This window comes from Achromobacter sp. CF-sbj1-Ac2-l (assembly GCF_052698165.1).
Window position 1 is genome coordinate 4,408,536 of sequence record NZ_CP199855.1, and the last position, 21,977, is coordinate 4,430,512.

The 21,977-nt window shown below is 69.1% G+C and carries 26 protein-coding genes; 12 read left to right on the top strand and 14 right to left on the bottom strand.

Translation table 11 applies throughout. The features are described 5' to 3' along the window. Positions 1–97: 97 nt before the first annotated feature. Complete coding sequence (locus ACUDCK_RS20020; RefSeq protein WP_244976808.1) at positions 98–397, top strand: hypothetical protein; 300 nt, start codon at positions 98–100, stop codon at positions 395–397. A 17-nt stretch (positions 398–414) separates the two neighbouring features. Here ACUDCK_RS20020 and ACUDCK_RS20025 read toward each other — a convergent pair whose 3' ends face one another. The 4 genes from ACUDCK_RS20025 to ACUDCK_RS20040 all read right to left on the bottom strand — a co-directional run bounded on the left by ACUDCK_RS20025 (position 415) and on the right by ACUDCK_RS20040 (position 3,340). Then, positions 415–768, bottom strand: a complete 354-nt coding sequence (locus ACUDCK_RS20025; RefSeq protein WP_054503118.1) for an antibiotic biosynthesis monooxygenase — start codon at positions 766–768, stop codon at positions 415–417. 134 nt (positions 769–902) lie between these two features. After that, a complete protein-coding gene (locus ACUDCK_RS20030) occupies positions 903–1,259 on the bottom strand; it encodes a hypothetical protein (protein ID WP_175166604.1) in 357 nt (118 codons plus the stop codon). 76 nt (positions 1,260–1,335) lie between these two features. Beyond that, positions 1,336–2,241 (bottom strand): aldose epimerase family protein, encoded by a 906-nt coding sequence (locus ACUDCK_RS20035; protein WP_054503303.1) that lies wholly within the window; start codon positions 2,239–2,241, stop codon positions 1,336–1,338. A gap of 91 nt (positions 2,242–2,332) precedes the next feature. Further along, positions 2,333–3,340, bottom strand: coding sequence for an NAD-dependent epimerase/dehydratase family protein (locus ACUDCK_RS20040; protein ID WP_064524394.1), 1,008 nt, complete (start codon positions 3,338–3,340; stop codon positions 2,333–2,335). Positions 3,341–3,432: 92 nt separating this feature from the next. On the opposite strand from ACUDCK_RS20040, the gene ACUDCK_RS20045 reads away from it, so the two are divergent. The 6 genes from ACUDCK_RS20045 (at position 3,433) to ACUDCK_RS20070 (ending at position 10,093) form a co-directional block, all read left to right on the top strand. Beyond that, positions 3,433–4,332: a LysR family transcriptional regulator gene (locus ACUDCK_RS20045; protein ID WP_064524201.1), complete on the top strand. Its 900-nt coding sequence runs from the start codon at positions 3,433–3,435 to the stop codon at positions 4,330–4,332. 113 nt (positions 4,333–4,445) lie between these two features. Beyond that, positions 4,446–4,709, top strand: a complete 264-nt coding sequence (locus tag ACUDCK_RS20050; RefSeq protein ID WP_054503121.1) for a hypothetical protein — start codon at positions 4,446–4,448, stop codon at positions 4,707–4,709. A 299-nt stretch (positions 4,710–5,008) separates the two neighbouring features. After that, positions 5,009–5,635, top strand: a complete 627-nt coding sequence (locus ACUDCK_RS20055) for a pyridoxamine 5'-phosphate oxidase family protein (RefSeq protein ID WP_054503122.1) — start codon at positions 5,009–5,011, stop codon at positions 5,633–5,635. 168 nt (positions 5,636–5,803) lie between these two features. Then, a complete protein-coding gene (gene mutS / locus ACUDCK_RS20060; protein WP_244976807.1) occupies positions 5,804–8,458 on the top strand; it encodes a DNA mismatch repair protein MutS in 2,655 nt (884 codons plus the stop codon). Next, positions 8,455–9,648 (top strand): ribosomal protein uL16 3-hydroxylase, encoded by a 1,194-nt coding sequence (locus tag ACUDCK_RS20065; RefSeq protein ID WP_054503124.1) that lies wholly within the window; start codon positions 8,455–8,457, stop codon positions 9,646–9,648. Before mutS ends, ACUDCK_RS20065 begins: the two co-directional genes overlap by 4 nt. 217 nt (positions 9,649–9,865) lie before the next feature. After that, a complete protein-coding gene (locus ACUDCK_RS20070) occupies positions 9,866–10,093 on the top strand; it encodes an endopeptidase (RefSeq protein ID WP_081273424.1) in 228 nt (75 codons plus the stop codon). 202 nt (positions 10,094–10,295) lie between these two features. On the opposite strand, the gene bamC is transcribed toward ACUDCK_RS20070, so the two are convergent. The 4 genes from bamC to ACUDCK_RS20090 form a co-directional block, all read right to left on the bottom strand. Next, on the bottom strand, positions 10,296–11,420 hold the full coding sequence (gene bamC, locus ACUDCK_RS20075) for an outer membrane protein assembly factor BamC (protein ID WP_144654652.1): 1,125 nt from the start codon (positions 11,418–11,420) through the stop codon (positions 10,296–10,298). 17 nt (positions 11,421–11,437) lie between these two features. Next, the gene (dapA, locus tag ACUDCK_RS20080; protein ID WP_054503126.1) at positions 11,438–12,343 is read right to left on the bottom strand and encodes a 4-hydroxy-tetrahydrodipicolinate synthase; all 906 of its coding nucleotides are present in this window, start codon (positions 12,341–12,343) and stop codon (positions 11,438–11,440) included. A gap of 87 nt (positions 12,344–12,430) precedes the next feature. Next, positions 12,431–13,078, bottom strand: a complete 648-nt coding sequence (locus tag ACUDCK_RS20085) for a site-2 protease family protein (RefSeq protein WP_054503127.1) — start codon at positions 13,076–13,078, stop codon at positions 12,431–12,433. A gap of 126 nt (positions 13,079–13,204) precedes the next feature. Beyond that, entirely contained in the window at positions 13,205–13,831 is a 627-nt protein-coding gene (locus tag ACUDCK_RS20090; RefSeq protein ID WP_054503128.1) for an L-threonylcarbamoyladenylate synthase, read from the bottom strand. Positions 13,832–13,916: 85 nt separating this feature from the next. Between ACUDCK_RS20090 and ypfJ the strand changes: the two genes are divergently transcribed. The 3 genes from ypfJ to ACUDCK_RS20105 all read left to right on the top strand — a co-directional run bounded on the left by ypfJ (position 13,917) and on the right by ACUDCK_RS20105 (position 16,302). Beyond that, a complete protein-coding gene (gene ypfJ, locus ACUDCK_RS20095) occupies positions 13,917–14,771 on the top strand; it encodes a KPN_02809 family neutral zinc metallopeptidase (RefSeq protein ID WP_054486621.1) in 855 nt (284 codons plus the stop codon). A 230-nt stretch (positions 14,772–15,001) separates the two neighbouring features. Beyond that, positions 15,002–15,538: a hypothetical protein gene (locus ACUDCK_RS20100; protein WP_054503129.1), complete on the top strand. Its 537-nt coding sequence runs from the start codon at positions 15,002–15,004 to the stop codon at positions 15,536–15,538. Further along, positions 15,535–16,302, top strand: a complete 768-nt coding sequence (locus tag ACUDCK_RS20105) for a hypothetical protein (RefSeq protein ID WP_054486619.1) — start codon at positions 15,535–15,537, stop codon at positions 16,300–16,302. The genes ACUDCK_RS20100 and ACUDCK_RS20105 overlap by 4 nt, the downstream gene beginning before the upstream one ends. Before the next feature lie 19 nt (positions 16,303–16,321). Here ACUDCK_RS20105 and ACUDCK_RS20110 read toward each other — a convergent pair whose 3' ends face one another. From ACUDCK_RS20110 to ACUDCK_RS20120, 3 genes are all read right to left on the bottom strand, one after another. Continuing rightward, positions 16,322–16,594 (bottom strand): hypothetical protein, encoded by a 273-nt coding sequence (locus tag ACUDCK_RS20110; RefSeq protein ID WP_081273436.1) that lies wholly within the window; start codon positions 16,592–16,594, stop codon positions 16,322–16,324. Between the two features lie 226 nt (positions 16,595–16,820). Further along, on the bottom strand, positions 16,821–17,471 hold the full coding sequence (locus ACUDCK_RS20115; protein WP_054503132.1) for a hypothetical protein: 651 nt from the start codon (positions 17,469–17,471) through the stop codon (positions 16,821–16,823). Between the two features lie 188 nt (positions 17,472–17,659). After that, positions 17,660–18,403, bottom strand: a complete 744-nt coding sequence (locus ACUDCK_RS20120) for an ArsR/SmtB family transcription factor (RefSeq protein WP_064524193.1) — start codon at positions 18,401–18,403, stop codon at positions 17,660–17,662. Between the two features lie 90 nt (positions 18,404–18,493). Between ACUDCK_RS20120 and ACUDCK_RS20125 the strand changes: the two genes are divergently transcribed. Beyond that, positions 18,494–19,852 (top strand): MFS transporter, encoded by a 1,359-nt coding sequence (locus ACUDCK_RS20125; RefSeq protein ID WP_175166603.1) that lies wholly within the window; start codon positions 18,494–18,496, stop codon positions 19,850–19,852. Here ACUDCK_RS20125 and ACUDCK_RS20130 read toward each other — a convergent pair. The 3 genes from ACUDCK_RS20130 to ACUDCK_RS20140 form a co-directional block, all read right to left on the bottom strand. Beyond that, a complete protein-coding gene (locus ACUDCK_RS20130) occupies positions 19,740–20,372 on the bottom strand; it encodes an FMN-binding negative transcriptional regulator (protein WP_175166602.1) in 633 nt (210 codons plus the stop codon). The genes ACUDCK_RS20125 and ACUDCK_RS20130 overlap by 113 nt on opposite strands. A gap of 186 nt (positions 20,373–20,558) precedes the next feature. Further along, positions 20,559–21,044: a GNAT family N-acetyltransferase gene (locus ACUDCK_RS20135; RefSeq protein WP_054503135.1), complete on the bottom strand. Its 486-nt coding sequence runs from the start codon at positions 21,042–21,044 to the stop codon at positions 20,559–20,561. Between the two features lie 29 nt (positions 21,045–21,073). Beyond that, entirely contained in the window at positions 21,074–21,268 is a 195-nt protein-coding gene (locus ACUDCK_RS20140; protein WP_054503136.1) for a hypothetical protein, read from the bottom strand. 460 nt (positions 21,269–21,728) lie between these two features. Between ACUDCK_RS20140 and ACUDCK_RS20145 the strand changes: the two genes are divergently transcribed. Next, positions 21,729–21,974, top strand: coding sequence for a hypothetical protein (locus ACUDCK_RS20145; RefSeq protein WP_155755497.1), 246 nt, complete (start codon positions 21,729–21,731; stop codon positions 21,972–21,974). Positions 21,975–21,977 lie beyond the last annotated feature (3 nt).

Sequence of the window (21,977 nt, forward strand, 5' to 3'; positions counted from 1 at the left end):
AAAAGAACGGGACGGGCGTCTCGCATTACAGCGGAGAAAGCGGTAAAAACTCGACTGCGCGACGCGGGCTGCCAGCCCGCCGCCGCGCTTTCGGGAGTTGGCTCTGATTTCTCACCTGTTCGACCAAGCGCTGGAACCCATGCTCTGGGGCATGGTGGCGGTCGCCTTGCTGATGCTGCGGCTGGTGCCACTGCAGGGCTGGAAGGCCGTCATCGTCGCCGGCATCACCGCCGGGCTGGTGTTCGACACCATCCAGTTCCGCGTCGGTCCGCCGCGCCTGTGGGACGCGCTGGTGCTGGGCTCGATCCTGGCCGCACTGCTGGTGGCCGCGGTGCAGGAACTGCTGGTGCTGGTGGCGCGGCGTCTGCGCGCGGCGCGCTCGCGGGCCCGCGCCTGACGCCTGCCCCGACCGGCTCAGGCCGCGCGCAGCCCGGGCAGCACCAGGTCGTCGACCTGATAGGTGTGGAATTCGCTGGTCGATACCGCATCGAGCTTGCGGAATTTCTCCACGAACACCGGATCGGAAAAGAACTCATCGACCTTTCCCGCCCCCGAGATCGCCTCGATGTTCACCACGGTCTTGCCGTCCGTGCTCTTGGCCAGGTTGCTCCAGAGAAAGCCGGGCTTGGTGCGCGCGACGTAATGCACCACGTCCTGGATAGCGCGGAAGGCGTCCTCCTGCCGGCCTGGGTGGGCATGGATCACATTGACGATGAATACCGTGCCATCCGGCGCGGGCTTGAAGGCGGCTGAATCGGGAAAGGCCATGTCGGCTCCTGTGGTGAAAAACAGGCAACACTATGGCCCGGCCCGGTGCCGTGAAAAAGAGGCCGGCGGGCGCGAGAGTGCGGACATAGCCGTCCGCAATCGCGCCGCCTCCTTGCCCGGCCTGCCGGCCCGGATCAGGCGTTTCCGCCGCGCTTGGCGCGAGCGTGCGGGTCGCGGATTTCCTCTTCCAGTTGCGCGATCAGCCAGTCGAACCAGCCGTTCTCGGTGCGCGCGTAGACCACCGCCGCCGGAATCTTGCCTTCGCGCCAGCCCGGCTGGTGCGCGTCCATCCAGGCCGACAGGCTCTTGTGCGGCGCCAGCAGGCCCGACAGCCACGACCAGACGTAGTCGGGCACGGCGCGGCGAAAGCCCTTGGCGCTGGCATAGATGGTCGGCTCCAGCGGCAGGCTGCCCGAACGGGCCAGCCTGGCCTGCACCCGGCGCAGCGTCTCGGCCGCCGCCTGCAATTGTTCGGTGCTGAGCTTTTTCACGTAACGACTCCTGGATTGGGTTTTGCCGGATTATCGCCGGAGCGTCCGACCGTTGCCAGCGGCATGGCCGCCGGCCTCAACGCGCGCCGCGCGGCGGCCGCAGCGCCAGCAACAGCGTCGCGCTGAAGCGCTCTCCCGGCGCCAGCACCTGCAGGCCGGCGCGAGTCTCGCCCGCCGCCGCAAGGTTGAAGGCATCGGCCACGTTGGTCACCGGCTCCACGCACAGGAAATCAGCGCCCGGCGCGGTGTAGACCACCAGGTGCGCAAAGGCCGCATCGGCGTGCAACGCCAGTTCGTGCCCGTCCGGCCAGTGCAGCGTGGCGCGTCCGCCCCATTGCGACAGATAGGTATCGCAACCCTCGGCCGACTGGCCCAGCTCGCGCACATGGACCGTCTGGCTGGCGCCGGGCAGGCCGTCGGCGTCGGCCGGCCAGATGCGCCGCGCATGCAACGCCACCCGCGGCGCGGTGAAATACGGATGGATGCCGCAGCCAAACGGCATCGGCGTCTCGCCCTGGTTGATCATCAGCAGCGTCAGCGACAGCCCGCGCGAATCCAGCCTGTAGCGCTGCACGCACTCATACGGCCACGGCCAGCCCAGCACGCCGGCCGGCTGTTGCAGCACCAGGTCGACCGCGTCATCGGCCAGGTGGCGCACCTGCCAGGGCTGGTACAGGCCGCCGCCATGGATCGCCTGCGGCCGACCGGGCAGCGATTCCAGCACATGCCGCGCGCCCGCGAAGGTGAACACGCCGTCGCGCACCCGGTTCGAGTAGGGCGTCAGCGGATACGACCCGGCGCGCGGCCATTGCGCCGGCGGCCAGCCGTTCTCGACCAGCGGCACGATCCAGTCATGCTCGCCCGTCGACAGGCGGGTCAGGCGCCCGCCCCCGCCCGGCGCGAACTCGGCGCGGTGGGAACCGTGGGCGATGGTCACGCGTTCGCTGGCATCCAGCGTGGCGGGAAAGGGTAAATCAGGCATCGGGCGCTCCCGCGGCGCTGCGAACGGCCGCGTGGCGCCATTGTGCATGGCGCGGTCCGGCGCCAGCAAGTCGCGCGCGCCGGAACCCGCATCAGGCGGCGGGCGTTGGCGGCGGCGTTTGCGGCAGGCATCCCAGCCCGCGCAGCGTCGCCGCCACCGCCTCGTCCAGCGGCGTATGCGGTTCGGCGCCCAGCACGCCGACCAGGCGCGTGTTGTCCATGCGCAGCGGCTGGCGCCACAGGTACCGCATCTCCATCATCTCGCGCAGCGTCTCCGAGAACGGCGCCGCCAGCCGCAGCAGCCACCATGGAAACGCGCCCACCCGCGGCTCGGCCCCGTGGCGGCGCGCCACCCGCACGATCGCCGCGGCCATCCGCGTGCCGTCCGCATCCCAATGCCCAGCCATGTGGAACGCCGCGAACGGCGCCAGCGCTTCGCGCCGCGCCAGCAGCTCGACCAGCGCCCGGCCCACGTCCGGCAGGTAGTTCCATTGATGCCCCACGCCCGGCGCGCCCGGCACGCTGACCCGCGTCAACGGCCGGCCCGGCTTGACCAGCGCCTGCGAGAACCAGTTGTTGCCGGCGCCAGGCCCGAAGAAATCGCCGGCCCGCAGCACCACGGCGCGCGCGCCATGCGCGCTGGCGACCTGCAGGCGGCGTTCGAGCTCCACCCGGATCGCGCCCTTGCGCGTCAACGGATGCTGCGGCGAGGTCTCGCGCAGCAGTACAGAGGCGTCCGGTCCATAGTTGTAGATCGTGCCCGGCAGCACGATGGTCGCGCCCTGGGCGGTCGCCACCGCGATGGTGTTGTCGATCATCGGCAGCACCAACTCGCCCCAGCGGCGGTAGCCGGGCGGATTGACCGCATGCACGATCACCTCGCATCCCAGCGCCGCCCGCGCCACGTCCTGGCGGTTCATGGCGTCGCCGCGCAGCCACGTCATGCCGTCGCGCTGCGCCGTTTCCGTCGCCAGCCCGCGCGCCAGGGCACGGATGCCCCAACCGGCGTCACGCAACTGGCGCGCCGCCTCCCCGCCCACCCCGCCGGTGGCGCCCAATACCAGCGCGGTGCCCGGCCGGCCCGATTCGATCGTCGTCATGGTCATCTCCCGTGAATCCATGGCGACCATTCTGGCGCTGGCGCTGCACAAAATAAATTGCCGAACCTAGCCTCGCAGCTATACATTTATGCATGACCAAACCGATCGGCTGGGAACTCTACCGCAGCTTTCTCGCCGTGCTCGCCGAGGGCTCGCTGTCAGGCGCCGCGCGCGCGCTCGGCATCACCCAGCCCACGGTGGGCCGCCACATCGCGGCGCTCGAGCGCGCGCTCGGGCAGGTTCTGTTCACCCGCTCGCAGACCGGCCTGCTGGCCACCGACGCCGCGCAGTCGCTGCGCGGCTATGCCGAGGCCATGCACAGCCACGCCGCCGCCCTGGAACGCGCGGCCGCCGCGCAAGGCCCCGGCGTCGCCGGCACCGTGCGGGTCTCGGCCAGCGAAGTCATCGGCATCGAAGTGCTGCCCCCGGCGCTCGCGCGCCTGCGCCAGGAACACCCGCGCCTGACCGTCGAACTGGCGCCCACCAACCGCGTGCAGAACCTGCTGCTGCGCGAAGCCGACATCGCCGTGCGCATGGCCCCGCCCAGGCAGGAACAACTGATCGCGCGCCCGGTCGGCCACGTCGAGATCGGTCTGTACGCCCGCAAGGATTATCTGCGCCGCTGCGGCACGCCCACCGCGCCGGCCGACCTGGCCGGCCACGCCCTGATCGGCTACGACACCGAGACGCCGTTCCTGCGCGGCGCCAGCAAGCGCTTTCCGATCCCCTGGGTCCGCGACCGCTTCGCCCTGCGCGCCGACAGCGACCTGGCGCAACTGGCGCTGATCCGGGCCGGCGCCGGCATCGGCGTGTGCCAGGTGGCGCTCGCGCGCCGCGACAAACAGTTGGTGCGCTTGCTGCCGGAGCAGGCCGCTTTCAAGCTGGAAACCTGGATCACCATGCACGAAGACCTGCGCGCCAGCCCCCGCTGCAAGGCGGTCTTCGACGCGCTGGTGGCATGTCTGCTGGCCCACACCGGCGCGGCCGGCTAGCGCCCCCCGCGCGGCATGCCGGCAGCGGTGCGACATACCCAGCGGGACTCGGTCCGACGTTCAGATATACTGTTCATCCATACAGTCATCCGACCGCAAGGGAACCCCGCCCCATGACCAGTCTGATCAACTCCCCGCCCAGCCGCAGCATCTGGCTCAGCGCCTTTCCGCGACTGTCCGGCGTCAAGAACGGCGACTACCTGCCGCTGGACCGCCTGTGCGAAGCCACCGGCCTCGAAGGCGGCCAGAAGCTGCGCGAGGTCCTGGCCGCCGCCGAACGCGACGGCCTGCTGCTGATCGACCGCGGCGCCACGCCCGCCAGCTACCGCGCCACCTACGCGCTCGAGCGCCAGGTCACGCTGTTCGCGGCCGACTAGGAGCCGTTCCATGGCAGCGCTTCGCCCCGGCGCCGCCCCCAAGCGAGTGCTAACCATCCCTTGCAATGCTGTTACATCTGGGGAAATAGAATTTTCCCCAATGCAACCTACGGAGAAAAACATGCAAGAAGACACCGCCAAGCCCGAACCCACCCGCCGCCGCTGGCCTTTCGGCTACGGCCAGGAAGGCTGAACGGCGCTTCGCCTTCCCCGGGGGACGTGTACGCGGCGCGCCGCGCGCAGGTTGTCACAGGCAGCGGGAATCGCTAGTATCCGCGCAGACCCACCGAGCCTTCGCCATGCCCCTGGACACCGCCCACCTCATCACCGACCCCGCCGCCCTGCAGGCCCTGTATGGCGAACCGGGCGAAGCCTCCCTGAAGAAGGAAGTGGACCACGTCCACCCGCACTATCGCGCCTTCATCGAGGCCGCGCCGTTCGCGGCGCTGGCCACCTCGGGCCCGGACGGTCTGGATGTGTCGCCGCGCGGCGATCCCGCCGGTTTCGTCGTGGTCGAAGATGAAAAAACCCTGCTGCTGCCGGACCGGCGCGGCAACAACCGCATCGACAGCCTGCGCAACATCCTGGCCGAGCCGCGCGTGGCGCTGCTGTTCCTGATTCCCGGCGTCAACGAAACGCTGCGCGTGAACGGCACCGCGCGCATCAGCGTCGACCCGGCGCTGCTGCAACGGTTCGAGATGGACGGCAAGCAGCCGCGCTCGGTCCTGATCGTCGACGTGCAGAAAGTGTTCTTCCAATGCTCGCGCGCCCTGCTGCGCTCGCGGCTGTGGGACCCCGCCACCCAGATCCCGCGCGCGGCGCTGCCCAGCGTCGGCCGCATGCTGTCCGACCTGACCGCTGGCACCTTCGATGGCGCGGCCTACGACCGCGACCTGCCGGCGCGCGTGGCCAGCACGTTGTACTGATACGCGCGGTTCCATGAGCCTCGTCGGCATTTTCGTGCTGGTCCACGGCATCGTCCTGCTGCCCTTCCTGGCCTGAAAGTTCCCGCGCCCGGCAACCCGGCCGGGCGACGCCGCGCCACCCTCCGCCTCCGCTCCCCCGCCCCGCCCCGGCCCGATACAATCACGGGCATGAATTCCGCAACACAGACCACCGCCGCCGAGGCCCACGCGGGCCACACCCCCATGATGCAGCAATACCTCCGCCTGAAAGCGGAGGCCGGCCCCTTGCTGCTGTTCTATCGCATGGGCGACTTCTATGAAATGTTCTATGAAGACGCGGAACGCGGCGCGCGGCTGCTCAACCTGACGTTGACCAAGCGCGGCTCGTCCAACGGCACGCCCATCCCCATGGCCGGGTTGCCGGTGCACGCGATGGAACAGTACCTGGCGCGGCTGGTGGCGATGGGCGAGTCCGTCGCCATCTGCGAACAGATCGGCGATCCCGCGGCCTCCAAGGGCCCGGTCGAGCGCCGCATCGTGCGCATCGTCACCCCCGGCACGTTGACCGACGACGCGCTGCTGCCGGCCAAGGCCGACCGCGCGCTGGCCGCGGTGTTCGTCACCGGCAACGCCCGCGCGCCGCGCGCCGGGCTGGCCTGGCTGAACCTGGCCAGCGGCGACTTCCGCGTCACCGAATGCGCGCCGGCGCAGCTCGAATCCGAGCTGCACCGCATCGCGCCGGCCGAAATCGTCTGCGCCGACAGCGCCGAATTCGACTTCCCGTTCGAAGGCGCGCGTTCGCGCGTGCCCGACTGGCACTTCGAAAGCGACGGCGCCCGCGCGCACCTGCTGGCACACTTCAAGACCGACACGCTGGCGGGCTTCGACATCGAAGACATGCCGGCCGGCATCTGCGCCGCCGGCGCGCTGCTGCGCTACGCCGCCCGCACCCAGTCGCAGGCGCTGGCGCACGTGCAGAGCCTGTCGGCCGAGCGTCCCGGCCAGTTCGTGCTGCTCGATCCGGTCACGCGCCGCAACCTCGAACTGACGCAGACGCTGTCGGGCGAGGATTCGCCCACGCTGTTCTCGCTGCTGGACGGCTGCCGCACGCCCATGGGCAGCCGCCTGCTGCGCCGCTGGCTGCACCATCCGCTGCGCGACAACGCGCCGGCCCAGGCCCGCCAGCATGCCATCTCGACGCTGCTGGCCGGCCGCATGGACGTCGAACAGACCTTCGGTTCGGCCGGCCTGCTGGAGACGCTGCGCGGCGCGCTCAACGCCTTCCCCGACATCGAACGCATCGCCGCGCGGCTGGCGCTGCGCTCGGTGCGCCCGCGCGAACTGGCCAGCCTGCGCGACGCGCTGCAAGCCCTGCCGGCGCTGCGCGACCTGGTCGCGCCGATGGCCGCCTCGCCGCGCCTGAACGACCTGATCTCGCACCTGTCGGTGGACCCGGCGCTGGCCGCCCTGCTGATGCGCGCCATCGCCCCCGAACCGGCCGTGGCGATCCGCGACGGCGGCGTGCTGGCCACGGGCTTCGACGCCGAACTCGACGAACTGCGCGCCCTGGCCGCCGACGGCGGCGACTTCCTGGTGCAACTGGAAGCGCGCGAACGCGAGCGCACCGGCATCAGCAACCTGCGCGTCGAATTCAACCGCGTGCACGGCTTCTACATCGAGGTCACCAAGGGCCAGACGGCCAAGGTGCCCGAAGACTACCGCCGCCGCCAGACGCTCAAGAACGCCGAACGCTACATCACCCCGGAACTCAAGACCTGGGAAGACAAGGTGCTGTCGGCGCAGGACCGCTCGCTGGCGCGCGAGAAATGGCTGTTCGAGCAACTGCTGGACGTGCTGGCCGAACACGTGCGCCCGCTGTCCGATTGCGCCGGCGCGCTGGCCGAACTCGACACGCTGGCGGCATTGGCCGAGCACGCGCGGCGCCACGACTGGATCGCCCCCGAACTGTCCGAGCAGGCCGACATCGACATCGACGCCGGCCGCCATCCGGTGGTCGAGCAGGCCATCGAGCGCTTCACGCCCAACGGTTGCCGGCTCGATCCGGCGCGCCGCATGCTGCTCATCACCGGCCCCAACATGGGCGGTAAATCGACCTACATGCGGCAGGTGGCGTTGATCGTGCTGCTGGCGCGCATCGGCAGCTTCGTGCCGGCGGCGCGCGCCCGCGTCGGCCGCATCGACCGCATCTTCACCCGCATCGGCGCCGCCGACGATCTGGCCGGCGGACGCTCGACCTTCATGATGGAGATGACCGAGGCCGCCGCCATTCTCGCGGCCAGCACGCCCAACAGCCTGGTGCTGATGGACGAGATCGGCCGCGGCACCTCCACCTACGACGGCCTGGCGCTGGCCTGGGCCATCGCCTGCCGCCTGCTGGCGCACAACCGCGCCCTGACGCTGTTCGCCACCCACTACTTCGAACTGACGCGCCTGCCGGCCGAGCAGCCCGCTGCGGCCAACGTGCACCTGGCCGCGGCCGAGTCGGCCGGCGGCATCGTGTTCCTGCACGAAGTGCGCGAAGGCCCGGCCAGCCGCAGCTACGGGATCCAGGTGGCGCAGCGCGCCGGCGTGCCCGCCGCCGTGATCCGCCAGGCCACCCGCGAACTCGAACGGCTCGAAGCGCAAGGCGCGCCCACGCCGCAGCTCGGCCTGTTCTCGGCCGCGGCCGAGGCCGACGCGCAGGCCTATGCCGAAGCCGACCGCGCCGACGCCATCGAGGCGCTGGACACGCTGCGCGAGGAACTCGCCGGCATCGACCCCGACAGCCTGACCCCGCGCGAAGCGCTGGACGCCCTCTACCGCCTGAAGAAGCACCTGCAATGAACCTCGACCATCCCCTGCCGCTCTTGGGCAACCAGAGCCCCAACGACTTCATGCGCCGCTACTGGCAGAAGAAGCCGCTGCTGATCCGCCAGGCCATCCCCGACTTCAAGCCGCCGGTGACCATCGCCGCGATCAAGAAGCTGGCGCGCCGCGACGACGTCGAATCGCGTCTGATCTGGCGCGAGAATGGCGAATGGCAGATGGAAAACGGCCCCTTCGCCCGCCTGCCCAAGGACAACGAAGGCGACTGGACCCTGCTGGTGCAAAGCGTCGACCTGCACAGCGACGCCGCGGCCGAACTGATGCAGCAGTTCCGCTTCATTCCCGACGCGCGGCTCGATGACGTGATGATCAGCATCGCCAGCCACGGCGGCGGCGTCGGCCCGCACTTCGACAGCTACGACGTGTTCCTGCTGCAGGCGGCCGGCGAGCGCGAATGGCGCTACGGCCGCCAGAAAGACCTGTCGCTCGAACCCGGCCTGCCGCTCAAGATCCTCAGCCATTTCCAGCCCGAGGAACAGGCCGTGCTGGCGCCGGGCGACATGCTCTACCTGCCGCCGCAGGCCGCGCACGACGGCATCGCCGCCGGCGATGGCTGCATGACCATCTCCATCGGTTTCCGCGCCCCCACGCAGGCCACGCTGGCGCGCGGCCTGCTCGAAGCCGCCGCCGATCAGGTGATGGCGCGCGTCGGCCTGCTGGGCGGTCCCTACGGCGAGCCGGCGCTGCCCGGCCCCAAGCTGTCGGCTGTCTACCGTGATCCGGCCCAGGCCGCCGTGGCCACGCCGGCGCAGGTGCCGGATGCGCTGGTGCAGGCCACGCTCGACACCGTCAGCAAGCTGCGTTTCGACGACGCGCTGGCCTCGCGCTTCCTGGGCTGCTGGCTGACCGAGCCGAGCAACCTCAGTGTGTTCGACGGCCCCGAGGGCCTGGACGTGGATCTGGAAGAAGACTGGCCCGCCAGCGGCAGGCTGGTGCTGGATCGCCGCAGCCGCATGCTCTATCGCGGCAAGCAGCTCTTCATCAACGGCGAAACCGCCATGACGCCGGCCGCGCCCGCGCTCTGCAAGCTGGCCGACGCGCGCAGCCTGGACTGCGCCGATCCGGCCTGCGCCCGCCTGTCCGACGAAGCCCGCTCATGCCTGGCGGACTGGCTGGATTCCGGCTGGATCCATTACGTCGCCTCGTAGTATCCGGAAACCTGCGCGTATCCGTCTTGCACAGAACGCAATGAGGTCTATGCGCAGGGTCACATAAAGCAAGACATCACACCGCGCGGAAAGGTTTGTTGCCGTTGGGATGCGACCTTTTTAACTTTCACACTCGCATCGCTTACGGCTTCCTGTAGCCTGGATCCTGGTTTCCCCTGACGGGGTTTCAAGAGTCGTCATCTACAGGAGTCTAAAAATGATGAGCAAAACCTTGATTATTGCCTCGGTGCTGGCGGTCTCGCTCAGCGCGTGCAACAAGAAGGAAGATGCCCCGGCGCCCGCGAACAACCCCACGCCGGGCGCCACCGCCCCGGCGCCCTCGAGCACGCCGCCGGCCACCTCGCCGGCCCCGGCCCCGACGCCTGGCACCACGCCTGGCGGCGGTTCGAACACCCCGGGCGGCTCGACCACCCCCGCGTCCTGATCAGCGAACAACCCCCGCGCTGATCACGGCAAGCAGAAACCCCGGCCCCGCGCCGGGGTTTTTGTTTGTGCGCCGCCGGGCGCCGTTCCCGCGCGTGCCGCCGCCGCGGCATACCCCGACCCCGCGCGCAAAGAAAAAGGCCCGCGAAGGGCCTTTTCCGGAGCCGTGCGGGCGCCGTGGCGCCCGCCGGAATACGCGGCAATTACATCTTGTCCTTCAGCACGCTCAGCAGGCGCTGGGCGGTGGCGCTGTTGTCGCGTTCGCCCTTGGCGTCCAGCACCGTGACGGTGGTCTGTTCGCCGCTGCCGACCAGGTGGATGCGGTACTGCGGCGCCTCGGCCTTCTTGTCGCCCGAGAACATGCGGCTGAAGAAGCCCGGCTGGTCGATCTTCTCGCCCGTGTCGGTGTCGACGTAGCGCACGAAGTAGTCGCCGGCCGAACGATCGCGATCGTCCACCGAGAAGCCGCCGCCATCCAGCGCCACGCCGACACGGCGCCAGGCGCGGTCGAACGATTCGCTGACGATCAGGGCCGCGCCCTGCGCGCGGACGTCCTGCTGCACCGCCGGCTTCTGCGGCGCGGCTTCCGCCTGCTGCACCAGCTTGCGGGCGTTGTCGACGTCGGTGCCCAGGTAGACCATCATGCGCGCCAGCATGGCGGCGTTCAGGCCCGGGTCTTCCTTGCCGTTCTGCCACTGCACTTGCGAGCCGTCGCTGCCGACGCGCTTTTCCAGCATCTGGCGATGGCTGACGTAGATTTCGGTGTGGCCGTTGACGCGTTCGACGCGGGTGCGGAATTTCTCGCGCTCGCCGCTGTCCCAGGCCGATTCCAGCACCGCGCCCAGGGCCTGGCGCAGCCAGCTTTCCGGGATCTTGGCGCGGTTTTCCGCCCAATCGGTCTCGATCAGGCCGGCGGCCGGATTGTTGCTGGCGACGGTGAAGCCGTTTTCGGTCCAGAAGTCGACCAGGCGCGGGAACACGTCCTCGGGCGCGCGGTCGACCACCAGCCAGCGCAGGTCGCCGTCGCGCTCGACGCGCATGTCCTGGCGGCCGGGCAGCACGTTGCTGGCCTTGGGCGCGCTGGCCTGGGCCTGGCCCTGCTGCTGGAATTGCGAATAGGTGGTCGAGCCCGACGCCGGCGCGCGGTAGCGCGGATCGCTGGCGGCCTGGGTCAGGTCGGGCGGGATGCTCAGCGGCTCGCCACGTTGCGTGACGGCGCTTTTGTAATTGACGGATTCTTCATTGCCCAGGAATTGGTTGACCTCGCTGCAGCCGGCCAACAACACCAGAGACATCAATGCCGACAAACCGGCATGACGCTTGTTCATACGTATCCTCACGATATTTAGAGCAGGCCCGTTTCCTGGAGCGCGCGACGCACCGTTTCGTGGTGCGACGCGCCCAGTTCCACCAGCGGCAACCGGTAGCCCAGCGCGGTGCGGCCCATTTCGGCCAGCGCCCACTTGACGGGAATAGGATTGGCTTCAACGAACAAAGCCTTGTTCAGACGGGCCAGATGCGCATTAAGTTCACGCACCTTCGGCACGTTGCCCGCCAGGGCGGCGGCACACAAGTCACGCATGAGCTTGGGCGCGACGTTGGCGGTGACGGAGATGTTGCCGCGCGCGCCCAGCAGGATCAGGGCGGCCGCGGTGGGGTCATCGCCGCTGAACACCTGGAAGCTGGCCGGCGCCTCGCGCAGCAGCAGGCCGCCGCGCCCGATGTCGCCGGTGGCGTCCTTGATGCCGATGATGCCCGGCACCTGCGCCAGGCGCAGCACCGTTTCGTTGCTCATGTCGGCCACGGTGCGGCCCGGCACGTTGTACAGGATGGTCGGCAGGTCGACGGCTTCCGCGATGGCGCGGAAGTGACGGTACAGGCCTTCCTGCGACGGCTTGTTGTAGTACGGCACCACCGACAGGCCGGCCTGCGCGCCCACCGCCTTGGCGTGGCGCGTGAGGTGGATGGCTTCGTCGGTCGAGTTGGCGCCCACGCCCGCGATGACCGGGATGCGGCCGGCGGCATGCTCGACCGCCACGCGGATCAGTTCCGCATGCTCTTCCATGGAGACCGTCGGCGACTCCCCGGTGGTGCCCACCACCACCAGCGCATCGGTTCCTTCCTGGATGTGCCAGTCGATCAACGACCGGTAGGCGGCGTAGTCTAGGCTGCCATCGGGCTGCATCGGGGTGACGAGGGCCACCATGCTGCCCTGGAAATTAACGCCTGCGGCGGTTGCAGGGGATGCCATAAATGAGGGGCTCCAGAGCCCCGTGGCGGGATGCCCCAGGGCCAGAATCAGTGAAACCGCTGAGTTTAACGGATATTGGCCAAAATCCTAGAGGAACCACTGAACGATCGTCGTTCCCAAAGCCAATACCGGACGCATCAATATCCAGAGCACATCGGTCACCAGCAGCACCACGACGATCACCAGCCCATACGGCTCGATTTTCGAGTATTGCCAGGCCAGCCGGTTGGGCAGCAGGCTGAAAAGGATGCGTCCCCCATCCAGCGGCGGAATCGGCAGCAGGTTCAACGCCATCAGCACCAGGTTGACCTGCACGCCGGCCATCGCCATCTCGAACCAGAAGCTTTCCTGCATGCCGGTTTCGAGGAACAGGCGCAGCGAAAACACCCACAGGATCGCCATCAGCAGATTGGCGGCGGGACCGGCCAGCGCCACCCACAGCATGTCCTTCTTGGGACGGCGCAGGCGGCCGAAATCCACCGGCACCGGCTTGGCCCAGCCGAACAGCATGCCCGGGCTGCCCAGCAGCTTGGAAGTCAGCAGGATCACCGCCGGCACCAGCAGCGTGCCGATCGGGTCGATGTGGCGCGCCGGGTTCAGGCTGATGCGGCCCGCCTGGTAGGCGGTCGGATCGCCGAACATGCGCGCGACGTAGCCGTGCGCCGCCTCGTGCAGGGTGATGGCGAAGATAACCGGTATCGCGTAGACCGCGATCGTCTGGATGATGTCATTCATGGCGAAGCGGATTGTAGAGGAGCGGCGTGACGAACAGTGGGGCGACATGCACAGCGGCGCCCGCCCTGCCCCGCGCCGGCGACGACCGGCGGCGCGCGCCGCCGCGCGAACGGATGGTCAGCCGTTTCAGGCCAGGCCCAGCGTGGCCGGATCGCCGCGCCCCACCCGCACCACGACGGGGTCGTCGCCGGTCAGGTCGATCACGGTGGTCGGCGAATGCGGGCAAGCGCCCGCGTCGATGATGGCCGCCAGCTCGTGGTCGTAACGCTCGCGGATGGCCTCGGCGTCATTCAGCGCGTCGGACTCGCCCTTCGGGATCAGCGTGGTGGACAACAGCGGCGCGCCCATCTGTTCGAGCAGGCCCAGCATCACGGCATGGTCCGGCACGCGGATGCCGATGGTCTTGCGCGACGGGTGCGAGACGCGCCGCGGCACTTCCTTGGTGGCTTCCAGGATGAAGGTCCAGGGCCCCGGCGTGGCGGCCTTGAGCAGGCGGTACTGGCGGTTGTCCACGCGCGCGAAGTGGCCGATCTCGGCCAGGTCGCGGCACAGCAGCGTGAGATGATGGCGATCGTCCAGGCCGCGCAGGCGGCGCAGGCCGTCGGCGGCGTTCTTGTCGTCCAGGCGCGCGACCACCGCGTAGCTGGAATCGGTGGGCACCGCCACCAGGCCCCCGTCGTTCAGCCATTGGGCGGCCTGCTTGAGCAGGCGCGGTTGGGGATTCGCGGGGTGGATATCTAAATGAAGGGCCATGGGATTATCCTAACACTCTTGAAGGCCGCATCGCCAACCGCGGCCGACGCAACACATGGCGGCCGCGGCCGCCCGGAGACACAATATGCGCCTGGATGATTCCCGCGAAAGCGACAACGTGGAAGACCGCCGCGCCAGCGGTCCGCGCATCGGCGGCCGAGGCACCATCGGCATCGGCACTATCGTGCTGGCCCTGGTCGCCATGTATTTCGGCGTCGATCCCAGCGTGGTGCTGCAGATGGCCGAGGGACCGGCCACGCAGCAACAGCAGGCCCCCGCCAGCCGCCCGCCCGCCAACGACCCGCAGGCACGCTTCGTGTCCAAGGTGCTGGGCGAGACCGAGGACACCTGGAGCGCCATCTTCCAGAAAGACCTGAACCGCCAGTACGTGCCGCCCAAGCTGGTGCTGTTCCGCGGCGCCACGCCCACGGCCTGTGGCACCGGCCAGGCGGCGATGGGACCGTTCTACTGCCCCGGCGACAGCAAGGTCTACATCGACCTGGCGTTCTTCGACGAGCTGCAGAACCGCTTCAAGGCGCCCGGCGATTTCGCCCAGGCCTACGTCATCGCGCACGAGGTCGGCCATCACGTGCAGCACCTGCTGGGCATCTCCGACCAGGTCGACAACCTGCGCCGGCGCAACCCGTCGCAGGCCAACGCGCTGTCGGTGCGCATGGAACTGCAGGCCGACTGCTTCGCCGGCCTGTGGGCGCAGCGCGCCAACGCCGCCCGCAACATCCTCGAAAGCGGCGACGTCGAGGAAGCGCTGGCCGCCGCCACCGCCATCGGCGACGACCGGCTGCAGAAGCAGAGCCAGGGCTACGTGGTGCCCGACGCCTTCACCCATGGCTCGTCGGCGCAGCGCGTGCGCTGGTTCAAGCGCGGCCTGGACAGCGGCGATCTCAAGCAATGCGATACGTTCGCCGCCAGCTCGCTGTAGGGCGCTGGCCGCGATGCGGCGGACGCTGGATATCCATACAGCCAAAAGCCGACACGGTCTTCATCTTGTAAGATTACGCCCCCGCGCACTCCCGCTGCGCGGGCCAGAGCTCCCCAGCGAGGGGGCTTTTCCCGTTGGCCGGCCCGACGGGAAAAGCGTGCTCACGCCCCTCGCGCCCAGCCGCGGCGACGAGGGCGGCACGGCGCATTTCCAGTTACTAGATCCGTTCCATGGCCAACAAGTTCGAACCGTTAATCACCGTTGATGAGGTGCAAGAGATCCTTGCGGAGCCCAAGGAAACGGTCAAGCAGATCACCTGGACCCCGAAACCGGCCGCCGCCAGCATCCATTGGATGGAGTTCGCCAGCCCCTGCCGGGTCAAGGGCGAGGCGCGCGACGACGTGATCTTCCGCGCCATCTACCGCGGCGCCCGCACCGTGGTGCACGGCCAGGCCACCATCTTTCTGGCGGAGGCCTTCTGCGCCAGCCTGTTCGTCGGCCCGCACCGCGTGTTCGGCGTGGATACCGACGACTCGTTCCACACCAGCCTGGTGGGCGAAGGCCGGCCGCAGTACCGCAAGCCGCTGGCGGACCGCAGCCATGAACACATCTGGGTGGACGAAGGCGAAGGCTATGCCGAGCCCGTCGTGCCCGCCCTGCACACGATCGCCGAGCTGATGCAGTATTTCCTGCCGAGGGCCAACCTCACCCTGACCGGCGGTTTCGCGCATCCCCTCAAGGGCCGTCAAATCGAACTGATCCTATGAGCAATTTCCTGGAAGCCTCCGGCTGGACCGTCCTGCCGGCGGGCGAGCACGCCATCCGCGCCATCTCGCCGATGACGCTGGGCCTGGACGGCCAGCACGCCGCGTTCTTCATTGCATATCCGGACGACGCCACGTTCTATCTCACCGACGCCTGTGAGACGTCGATGCATGCCTCCAGCTACGGCATCGAGCTGGCGCCCAAGCGCATCGACATCCTCAACGAGACGCCTGGCGTGAGCCTGGCGCACTTCGACAAGTCGGGTGCCATAGTCGCCACGGGCCCCAACGAGCAGTTGCAGGAAGCCCTGTGGGACGCGGTCAAGCTGGCCATGGCGCTGTCGTTCCAGTGCGCCAAATGGATGCCGCGCTTCAGCCAGTTGCGTTTTCGCGCCCAGGTGGGCCGGGCGCTGGCGGCCGGCGTCGGCCCCAACCGCATGGTCAAGGGCGCGCGCGCCAAGGGCAGCAGCGGCCACACCGCCGACTTCGCCTTCGCGGTGCGCGCGGCCGGCAGCACCGCGCTGACCTATATCGAGCCGATCGCGCTCAAGGCGGGCAAGAAAATGGACTGGACGCAGGTCTACCAGACCCACGGCAAGATGTCGGACGTGAAAATGGCCGATGCGCGCAACTCGCGCATGGTGATCCTGGAAGACGGCGCATCGGCCGAGGAACTCAAGAAGGCCGTGGCCATTCTGGAACAATCGGCCAGCGTGCTGACGCTGGCCAAGACGCGCGACTGGAAGGCCGTGTTCGCGGCCGAATGAATCCTGGCGCCGCCAGGCGTCAGGACGGCACGTGGGTCAGGCCGTCGACGATTTCGCGCCCGTGCAGGATGGCGGCATGCACCGCCTCGCGCGGGCTGTAGACGAAGCCGCCTTCGGCAAAGCGCGGCACGGGGTATTCGTCGCCGCCTTCCTGCACGGCGCCCGCCTGGACCACCATGATCGAGGCGATGAAAACGGGGCCGCTGGGCAGCGTCTGAACTTCTTCGCCCGCGCCCCGGGACACCTTGGCCGTCAGCCGGTATCCCTTGTAGATCAAGTTGTTCTGATGCACTTCGGATGCCCTCTTTCTGCGATCCAGCATACCCCGGCTGTTCATGACAGTTCGGATAAGTTTTGTAACTCCGGCATCCGATAGAAACATTGTTGCAATGCGCGAATTGCGTCCCCGTTTCCGTCGGACGCGCCGCGCCGGTCGGACAATCAGGCGGTACGCGGGTGACAGCCAGATGACCCGCTCGTCGGGCCGTCACCACGCTGATCCGTCCCGGGGATTTCCCCTATGACTGTTGCGAAAGCGCACTTTCAGGCGCGTGCATGCCGGTCGCCCGCAGGTAGTCGGATCGGGTCCAGCCCCGTCCCAGCAGGAACATCCGGGTATGCAGGTCGCCCAGCACCGTCGGCGTCACCGAGGCGCCCAGGTAGGTCAGGCGCTTGCGCCGCAGGTCGACGTAGCCCAGCTCGTAGTCGCGGGCCAGCGCCAGCCACAGGCGGTGGGCGCCGGTCGACTGGCGCGCGCCGCTCATGATGCACAGGCCGGCATCCAGCCCCCAGCGATAGACCGCCGTGGCCAGCCCCATGCCCTGGTAGGGCGCGGCGTATTTCGAGTGCGGCGCGCGCACGTAGGGATCGGCGCGCCGCCCCACCTCGATCAGCCGGTTGAACACCGTGTAGCCCGCCAGCCGCCCGCGCCGCGCGTCCACCACATACACGTAATACTCGCCATCGGCTTCGCGGTAGCGAAGCACCATGCCAGGGATGTCGGTTTGAACCTCCGGCAATCCATACAAGCGGTCCGAGGGACGATTCATGCGGTCGTGGATGGCATCGAGCTCCGTCTCCACTTCATGCGGAGCATGGTTGACGTCGATGCGCAGTTCCGTCGCGATTGGCAGAATGCGGCGGAAAGCGTGCAGGGCCAGCGTAGGCAAGGCCACCTCCTGTACAGGGCAAATGCCCGATGAAAAAAGCGGTGGGTGCGCCGCCCCGGCCTGCCGGCCAAGGGGCGACGCGCGATGTCGATGGGGTGTGCGAAAACCGCCGCGGCCTCTCGCCCGCGGCAAGGCGATGTCATGACGGGCCAGGGCCTGTCCGCGCTACAAGGCGCCTCACACCGGCCCTAGGCCGCGGCATGGCCGCCGGCGCGGCGCCAGTCCGCGCTATCGCCGGACGCCTCGTCGGGCATGCCGAAAAACGCGGGAAACTGGCGCGCGCCCTTGCGCGTGACCGACAGCGCGCGCGAATCCAGGTCCTTGTCGATCCAGCCGCGCGCGAGCAATGCGTCCAGCAGCGCGGCGCCGAGCGCGCCGCCCAGGTGCGAGCGGCGCTCGCTCCAGTCCAGGCAGGGGCAGGCGAAGCGGCGGCGGCGCTGGCGCGCCTGCGCCGCGTCCACGCCGACCTGCGCCAGCGAGGCCTCGCCCAGCGGCGTCAGCGCGTAATCGCGGCCATCGGCCGCCAGCCACTGGCGCGCCAGCATCGCGTCATGGATGCGCACGGCCAGCGTGCCGGCCATATGGTCGTAGCAGGTGCGCGCCTCGCGCAACGCCGAGGGCGTGTTGGGCTTGAACGGCGCGCGCTCGGCGCCCGCCACCACCAGCAGCGCCTCCAGCGCGCGCGCCACTTCGGCATTGGCCAGCCGGTAATAACGATGCTTGCCCTGCGCCGCCTGCTCCACCAGCCCCTGCTCGCGCAGGCGCTGGAAATGGCTGCTGGCGGTGGAGGCGCCGATCTCGGCGGCCGCCGCCAGCTCGGTGGCGGTGCGGGCCCGGCCATCGAGCAGCACGCACAGCATGCGCGCCCGCGCCGGATCGGCGATCGCGCCTGCGACGGCCGACAGGTTGATATCGGCGAACTCGGATTCCATGATTCGGTCCTGGCCAAAGTGTTGTCTACAGGGCCAAGCATACTGCGAGTCATCCCAACAAGACAGCCGGCGCCCTCGCCGCCACCCGCCATGCGCACCCCACAGCCTTTGTTTTTCGGTCGGAAAGTCCTTTATGCCACCTTCGTGCTGGCCGTCTTCGGCTGGGGCGTCGGCTTCTACGGCCCGCCGGTGTTCCTGCACGCGGTGGTACAGCGCACCGGCTGGAGCGTGGCGCTGGTGTCGGCCGCCGTCACGCTGCACTTCCTGTGCGGCACGCTGGTCGTGGCCAACCTGCCGCGCCTGTACCGGCGCTGGGGCGTGCCCACCGTGACCCTGGCGGGGGCCATCGCGCTGGCGCTGGGCGTGTCGGGCTGGGCCCGCGCGACCGCGCCGTGGCAGTTGTACGCGGCCGCGCTGTTCTCCGGCATGGGCTGGGTCACGCTCGGCGCGGCGGCGGTCAACGCGCTGATCTCGCCATGGTTCGTCAAGCGCCGGCCGGCCGCGCTGGGCATGGCCTACAACGGCGCCAGCGTCGGCGGCGTGGTGTTCTCGCCGCTGTGGGTGTTCCTGATCGCGGGCCATGGCTTCGCGCAGGCGGCCTGGTGGGTCGGCCTGGCGATGGTGCTGGTGATCGCGGTCCTGGCGCGCAAGGTGTTCGCCGTCACGCCACAACAACTCGGCCAGCATCCCGACGGCGTGCCGCCGGACGCGCCGGCGCAGGCTGCCGCCGCCGCGCTGGCGCGCGTGCCGCGGCTATGGCGCGACCGCGCCTTCCTGTCGCTGGGCGCGGGCATGGCGCTGGGCCTGTTCGCGCAGATCGGCCTGATCGCGCACCTGCTGTCGTTGCTGGCGCCGCTGCTGGGTGCGCAGACCGCCGGCATCGCGATGGGACTGGCCACCGCCAGCGCCATCGCCGGCCGCAGCCTGGTGGGCTGGCTGATGCCAGACTCGGCCGACCGCCGCCTGGTCGCCTGCCTGTCCTATGGCGCGCAGATCGCCGGCTCGCTGGTGCTGATGCTGGCGATGGAGCATACTTGGGCGGTGTGGGCGGGCGTGCTGCTGTTCGGAGCCGGCATCGGCAATGCCACCTCGCTGCCGCCGCTGATCGCGCAGACCGAATTCGCGCGCGAGGACGCTGCGCGCGTGGTGCCGCTGATCGTGGCCATGTCGCAGGGCGCCTATGCCTTCGCGCCCGCCGTGTTCGGCCTGCTGCGCACGCTGGCCGGCCAGGGGCCGCACCCGCTGTTCTGGTTCCTGGCGGCGGCGGCGGCGCTGCAGGCCGCGGCCATCGCCTGCCTGGTATGGGGCCGCGGCGCCGCGATTCAACGCCCGCCGGTCACGCCAGCCCGCCGCGGCGGGCCACCAGACCCGCCATCACCGCATCGCCCTGCTCATTGGCCAGGCCCGCCGCCACGCCCTGACGATCGGCCACGGTGCGGTTCTGGCTGACTTTCCATTTGCCTTCGATGCGCGTGATCGCGATTTCGACGCCCACGATGGCGCGCATCTGCGCCGCGATGAAATCCTCGGGCGCGTCCTCGACGCGCCACGGCTGCGCCCGCGCCTTTTCCTGCGCATCGGTCAGGGCGCCGATCTGCGCGCGCACCCAGGCCGGATCGTCATGGATGCGCGCGTGGCCCCAAACATGCACGGCGACGAAGTTCCAGGTCGGCACGACTTTGTGCGTCTCCGCCTTGGTGGCGTACCAGGACGGCGTGATGTAGGCCTGCGCGCCATGGAACACCACCAGGCATTCGCCGCCGGCGGCCAGTTCCTGCCATTGCGGATTGGCGCGCGCCATGTGCAGCCGCAGCACCCCTTGCGGCCCTTCCGGATAGAGCAGACAGGGAATGTGATTGGCCATCAGCCCGCCCTTCCCGCTGGTCATCAGCACCCCCAGGGGGTGCGCGCGGATGAAATCGTGCTGGACCTCGATGGAATCTTCACGGAAGGCGGACGGCAGGTACATGGCGGAATGGGCAGTGGAAAGGAAAAACACACCATAGCGCCGCGCTGGCTCCATTGCGAGAGCCATATAACCCTTAATTCATGGAGCCACAATGCGCGTGGCTCCCCGGCAACAGCGCCGCCGGCAGCGGATCACATCAACGGATCACATCAACGGCTTCCCGCGCCGCCGCGCCCGCCCACGGGATCACGCCAGCGCTTTGACCAGCAGCACCGTGGTGAAGCCGCTGTCCCACTCCTCGTCGGGATAAGTGTCGACCTCGGCATAGCCATGCTTGGCGTAGAACGCGCGGCTCTGCATATTGAAAGTGTCGGTCTCCAGCCGCGCGTCGCCGAAGCCGGCGGCGCGCATGCCGTCCTCGGCCAGCGCCAGCAGCGCCGCGCCGACGCCGCGCCGCTGCAGCGCCGGATGCACGTGCAGGGCCCAGATGAAGTTCTTTTCCCAATCCACCATGCCCGCCACGCGGCCGTCGGCCTCGCAAACGTGGAACCGCGCGCCGCGCTCGGCGACGTATCGCGGGATCTTGCCGCTGTCCAGGAAGTACTGGTATTTCTGCGGCGTCATCTGCGGCCGCCAGGTGCCCGCGTAGGTTTGCGTCAATATGTCCTCGAGCGCCGCCACATCGCCGGGGCGCGCTTGCCGGATCGTCAGGAGAGTCTGGGATTGCGTCATGCGCGGCAGTGTAGCAACCCGCGTGCACGCTATCGTCGGACGCGTTCGTAGGCCTGGTTCATGCGCTCGCGCGCGGCGGTTTCATGGGCGTAGGCGCGGTCGTAGGTGGCCAGGCAGGCCGGCGTCGGATCGGGCCATTTGATCGCGGCGACGGCCGCGGTCAATTCGTCGCGCGCGCGCTGCCATTCCTTGACGGCGGCGTACCATTCCTTGGTCGTGTCCATAGTTCCCTCCCTATGTGCACGGCCCCATCGTAGTCCCGCCCGGGGCGGCGGCGACTACTGCTTTCAGCGACGCAAATGGATGAGTCCGAGCCGGCGCCGGATGGCGACTTCCCGCCGCGTGCGGCGCGCTCCCGGCCCGCCGCGCCAGCGCGCCGCGCAGCGCCGCGCAGCGCGGCCAAGGTAAAATGTTCGGATGCAATCGGGACAGGCCTCGCGGCAGGCGCCGCGGCGGTCCCTTGCAAGGATGCCGCCGACGCGGCCTCCCGCCAGCGCCGCCATGACGCCGCGGCCCGCACGGGCCATTAAAGCAATGCGCTCATGCGGTGAAATCCAGACACCAAGCCTCCAGAAATGAACGCTGCGACGCCGCGGCGGTCGTACGGTAGCCGGCCCGCCGCGCCACCGCCCGCCGCACCGCGCCCGCGTCGCCGCCCCAACCGCTTCCTCATATCACGATGTGATGAATATTGACGTCAACCCTCACTTACTCACGGCCACGGCAAATGCTACTGTTCCGCCTGTGCAAGGAGTACAAGCAATGGATCAGAAAACGAAACCCTGGGCCTTTCCCAAACCCCATCCGGAAAACACCCCGCGGGGCGAACGAAACAAACAGGAGTTCGACACGCCGCCGGTGAACGAAACGCCCGCGGCCAAGCCGCGCGGCAAGAAAAGCGCCACCACGGCCGCCGCCGCCAAATCATGACGC

Bases quoted from the DNA above. Each gene is read 5' to 3' on its own strand.
- ACUDCK_RS20025 (WP_054503118.1), bottom strand. From the start codon at position 768: ATGGCCTTTCCCGATTCAGCCGCCTTCAAGCCCGCGCCGGATGGCACG.
- ACUDCK_RS20035 (WP_054503303.1), bottom strand. From the start codon at position 2,241: ATGCCTGATTTACCCTTTCCCGCCACGCTGGATGCCAGCGAACGCGTG.
- ACUDCK_RS20040 (WP_064524394.1), bottom strand. From the start codon at position 3,340: ATGACGACGATCGAATCGGGCCGGCCGGGCACCGCGCTGGTATTGGGC.
- ACUDCK_RS20045 (WP_064524201.1), top strand. From the start codon at position 3,433: ATGACCAAACCGATCGGCTGGGAACTCTACCGCAGCTTTCTCGCCGTG.
- ACUDCK_RS20050 (WP_054503121.1), top strand. From the start codon at position 4,446: ATGACCAGTCTGATCAACTCCCCGCCCAGCCGCAGCATCTGGCTCAGC.
- ACUDCK_RS20055 (WP_054503122.1), top strand. From the start codon at position 5,009: ATGCCCCTGGACACCGCCCACCTCATCACCGACCCCGCCGCCCTGCAG.
- mutS (WP_244976807.1), top strand. From the start codon at position 5,804: ATGAATTCCGCAACACAGACCACCGCCGCCGAGGCCCACGCGGGCCAC.
- ACUDCK_RS20065 (WP_054503124.1), top strand. From the start codon at position 8,455: ATGAACCTCGACCATCCCCTGCCGCTCTTGGGCAACCAGAGCCCCAAC.
- ACUDCK_RS20070 (WP_081273424.1), top strand. From the start codon at position 9,866: ATGATGAGCAAAACCTTGATTATTGCCTCGGTGCTGGCGGTCTCGCTC.
- bamC (WP_144654652.1), bottom strand. From the start codon at position 11,420: ATGAACAAGCGTCATGCCGGTTTGTCGGCATTGATGTCTCTGGTGTTG.
- dapA (WP_054503126.1), bottom strand. From the start codon at position 12,343: ATGGCATCCCCTGCAACCGCCGCAGGCGTTAATTTCCAGGGCAGCATG.
- ACUDCK_RS20085 (WP_054503127.1), bottom strand. From the start codon at position 13,078: ATGAATGACATCATCCAGACGATCGCGGTCTACGCGATACCGGTTATC.
- ACUDCK_RS20090 (WP_054503128.1), bottom strand. From the start codon at position 13,831: ATGGCCCTTCATTTAGATATCCACCCCGCGAATCCCCAACCGCGCCTG.
- ypfJ (WP_054486621.1), top strand. From the start codon at position 13,917: ATGCGCCTGGATGATTCCCGCGAAAGCGACAACGTGGAAGACCGCCGC.
- ACUDCK_RS20100 (WP_054503129.1), top strand. From the start codon at position 15,002: ATGGCCAACAAGTTCGAACCGTTAATCACCGTTGATGAGGTGCAAGAG.
- ACUDCK_RS20105 (WP_054486619.1), top strand. From the start codon at position 15,535: ATGAGCAATTTCCTGGAAGCCTCCGGCTGGACCGTCCTGCCGGCGGGC.
- ACUDCK_RS20120 (WP_064524193.1), bottom strand. From the start codon at position 18,403: ATGGAATCCGAGTTCGCCGATATCAACCTGTCGGCCGTCGCAGGCGCG.
- ACUDCK_RS20125 (WP_175166603.1), top strand. From the start codon at position 18,494: ATGCGCACCCCACAGCCTTTGTTTTTCGGTCGGAAAGTCCTTTATGCC.
- ACUDCK_RS20130 (WP_175166602.1), bottom strand. From the start codon at position 20,372: ATGTACCTGCCGTCCGCCTTCCGTGAAGATTCCATCGAGGTCCAGCAC.
- ACUDCK_RS20135 (WP_054503135.1), bottom strand. From the start codon at position 21,044: ATGACGCAATCCCAGACTCTCCTGACGATCCGGCAAGCGCGCCCCGGC.
- ACUDCK_RS20140 (WP_054503136.1), bottom strand. From the start codon at position 21,268: ATGGACACGACCAAGGAATGGTACGCCGCCGTCAAGGAATGGCAGCGC.
- ACUDCK_RS20145 (WP_155755497.1), top strand. From the start codon at position 21,729: ATGAATATTGACGTCAACCCTCACTTACTCACGGCCACGGCAAATGCT.